The sequence below is a fragment of the Methyloceanibacter sp. genome (assembly GCF_051306395.1).
In the GTDB taxonomy this organism is placed as follows: domain Bacteria; phylum Pseudomonadota; class Alphaproteobacteria; order Rhizobiales; family Methyloligellaceae; genus Methyloceanibacter.
Genome location: NZ_JBPPND010000153.1, coordinates 1 through 2,666 on the forward strand (window position 1 = coordinate 1; position 2,666 = coordinate 2,666).

4 protein-coding genes are annotated in these 2,666 nt (G+C 61.6%); all 4 read right to left on the reverse strand.

The window, feature by feature from the left end:
* Window positions 1–614: IS66 family transposase zinc-finger binding domain-containing protein (locus ACSLE4_RS07970; RefSeq protein WP_435903937.1), on the reverse strand; the 614-nt coding region annotated here is incomplete at its 3' end.
* A 48-nt stretch (window positions 615–662) separates the two neighbouring features.
* Window positions 663–1,010, reverse strand: coding sequence for an IS66 family insertion sequence element accessory protein TnpB (gene tnpB, locus ACSLE4_RS07975; protein WP_435903938.1), 348 nt, complete (start codon window positions 1,008–1,010; stop codon window positions 663–665).
* Window positions 1,007–1,390 (reverse strand): IS66-like element accessory protein TnpA, encoded by a 384-nt coding sequence (tnpA, locus tag ACSLE4_RS07980; protein ID WP_435903939.1) that lies wholly within the window; start codon window positions 1,388–1,390, stop codon window positions 1,007–1,009. Before tnpA ends, tnpB begins: the two co-directional genes overlap by 4 nt.
* Window positions 1,391–1,634: 244 nt before the next feature.
* Window positions 1,635–2,567, reverse strand: a complete 933-nt coding sequence (locus ACSLE4_RS07985) for a class I SAM-dependent methyltransferase (protein WP_435903940.1) — start codon at window positions 2,565–2,567, stop codon at window positions 1,635–1,637.
* Window positions 2,568–2,666 lie beyond the last annotated feature (99 nt).

Below are 2,666 nucleotides of genomic sequence, written 5' to 3' on the forward strand. Positions count from 1 at the left end.
CCCTCGCGGCCATAGCGCTCGGCCTGACGGTTCAGTGGTTGATGCTGGCCGAACTTCTCAAACAGCAGCATGGCCAAGAGGTTCGGGCCGGCCCAGCCACGTGGCGTGACGTGGAAGGGCGCCGGCGGCTCGCTGATCCGCTCGCAACCCCGGCACGTCATCTTCTCGCGTACGTGCTGGATCACCTTCCACTGGCGCGGGATCACCTCTAGCGTCTCGGTGACGGTCTCGCCGAGCTTCCTCAGGCGCGTACCGCCGCAGCAGGCGCAGGCAACGGGACCGGGCACGACAACGCGCTCGCGCGGAAGATGCTCCGGGAACGGTTGGCGCGACGGGCGATTGCGCGTGAAGGCGGAAACAGTCGTGGTCTTGGCGGCGGCGTTCTCGGCGGCGAGTTCGTCCTCGGTGGCGGTCGCTTCGAGATCTCCGAGATTGAACTCCATCTGGTCGAGCAGGCGCTCCGTGCGCTCCGAGCGCGGCCCGTAGATCTGGCGCTTGAGCTTGGCGATCTCCAGGTTCTGGCGCGCGATGGTCGCTGCGTCGTCGGCCATCCGGGCACAGGCGAGTGCCAGCTCGGCTCTCAGTGTCGCGATGTCTTCAGGCTGCGAATCCATACCCTGAAGGAATCACAGACAGTCGTGCGCCGCTCGCAGAAAGCGCAGCTATCCCGCACGTTGCGGGCGGAATGTGTGAACCGGGTTACGCCAATCGATCCCGTCGAGCATGTAGGCAAGCTGCGCGGCCGAAATGGCGACGCTGCCGTCGCTCGCAGAAGGCCAAACAAAGCGTCCGCGCTCCAGCCGCTTGGCGTAGAGCGACAGGCCCAGGCCGTCATGCCAGAGGATCTTGACCAGGTCGCCCCTGGCGCCGCGAAAGACGAACAGATCGCCGGCGAAGGGATCGCGCCCGAGCGTCTCCTGAATCTGCAGTGCCAGCCCATTCATGCCGCGCCGCATGTCAGTCTTCCCCACCGCCAGCCACACGCGAACGCCCGAAGGTACCGGGATCATCGCTTCCTCAGTACGTCGAGAACGCGCTTCAATGTGCGTCCGTCGAAGCCCGAGCCGACGCGCACGCGATAGTCACCAGCGACCTCGATCTCTATCGTCTCCGAGGTGGTCGGCGCCGGCGGCGACGCGCCCTCGTCATCGGGACCGGGCGTGATCGTCACCGGCACGAGCCCGGGCGTCGATAGCGCGAGTGTCGGTGGCTGCTCCGCCGCGCGATAGCGGCGACGCCAGCTCAACACCTGGTTGGCGTTGACGTCGTACTGGCGCGCCACGACCGAAACCGAAGCTCCCGGCGCAATCGATGCTGCGACGATCTCGCGCTTCAGCGCCTCCGGCCAGCGCTTGTTGCGCCGCCTAGCTTTTGTGTCCACATCCGACATTGTGGGCACATCCCCGCTCTAATCGATCCATCACGAGCGCATAAGAATCGATGAGATGCGGGAGCCGAACAAGGCGGCGCTCACCGGAGGCAGACCGTACACCCCGCTCCGTGCGAGATGTCGAAAGCACCTGCGGGCGCCGGGCAGCAACCCATGCGACGATCTACCAATACAGCAGGGGGCTGCACTTTGAGATGCTCAGTGCGGGCCTAAACCGGAAATCGCCGCCCGCGCGATGCGCACGTCAGAGCCGACGGAACCAGAATGAACCTGGTTCCGCCTTCGGCTCGCGGGCGAGACCCGGAAAGATGCTGGACACCCGATCCCGGTAGTCGTGGGCCAAATAGTTCATAGCAAGAAGAATTTCGTACGACCTGTTGAAGCTAAGAAAACATTCAACGACATATTGCTCATTCCACAGTAAACCGCGCTCAAGGACCCAGTTCTCCGGGTAGTCATGCGGCGTGAATATATCGTGGACATGGACAAGCACGCCCTTTTTCAGTCGCGGTACCAGTTCCATCAATTCGAACAGCACATCGCCCTGGGGCCTCAGCACATGACTTGAGTCGATGAAAAGAATGTCATTGGCCTCCAACTCATCGACGATCGACGGATCACACGATTCGACACGCTGACGGACGACCTCAACGCCGTACGATTCCAGCCACGGCTGCTCATATGGCTCTATGCAGATATGACGGCAGCCCGTCCCATTCCGGGCGACCGCAGCTTGAATGATCCGCGTGGACTGACCGCACCCCACCTCGATGATGCGCTTTGGTTTCAGCGCCCGGACGACCGAGTACAGAGCATCGCCATCTCCATGTCCGAACTCTCCCTCCCAAAACAATCGTTTTCCATGGGCGTCCACCTGTTCCGAAAGATCCAGTATCTCTGAGGAGAAATCACAGAGCTCCGCAAACCCCAGCTGCCCCTCAGGCTTGAGGTCGATCCCGGGCAGCGATCGCTTCGCGCTAAGCGGAAAACGCAGATCATCTGCTGTTATGAATGGATGATAGTAGTGCCGCTTGTAGACCGCATATCCGGCGCTCTTTACCGCCGCGAAAGTGCTCGGAAAGCGTTCATTGTCGCCGCTTAGTGCGCCGAGAAAACGATGGCCCAGCCGAATGCACGTCGCCGCTACACGATCCGCAACCCGATATGCAAATGCCATTGAGGCTCCAGTGAAAAATTATGGGATGCTTCCCGCACAAAGGTCGGATGGGGAATGAAAATGTGGGTGGACGCTATATTTCATATAGCGCCCAGCATC

Bases quoted from the DNA above. Each gene is read 5' to 3' on its own strand.
- tnpA (WP_435903939.1), bottom strand. From the start codon at position 1,390: ATGTCGGATGTGGACACAAAAGCTAGGCGGCGCAACAAGCGCTGGCCG.
- tnpB (WP_435903938.1), bottom strand. From the start codon at position 1,010: ATGATCCCGGTACCTTCGGGCGTTCGCGTGTGGCTGGCGGTGGGGAAG.
- ACSLE4_RS07985 (WP_435903940.1), bottom strand. From the start codon at position 2,567: ATGGCATTTGCATATCGGGTTGCGGATCGTGTAGCGGCGACGTGCATT.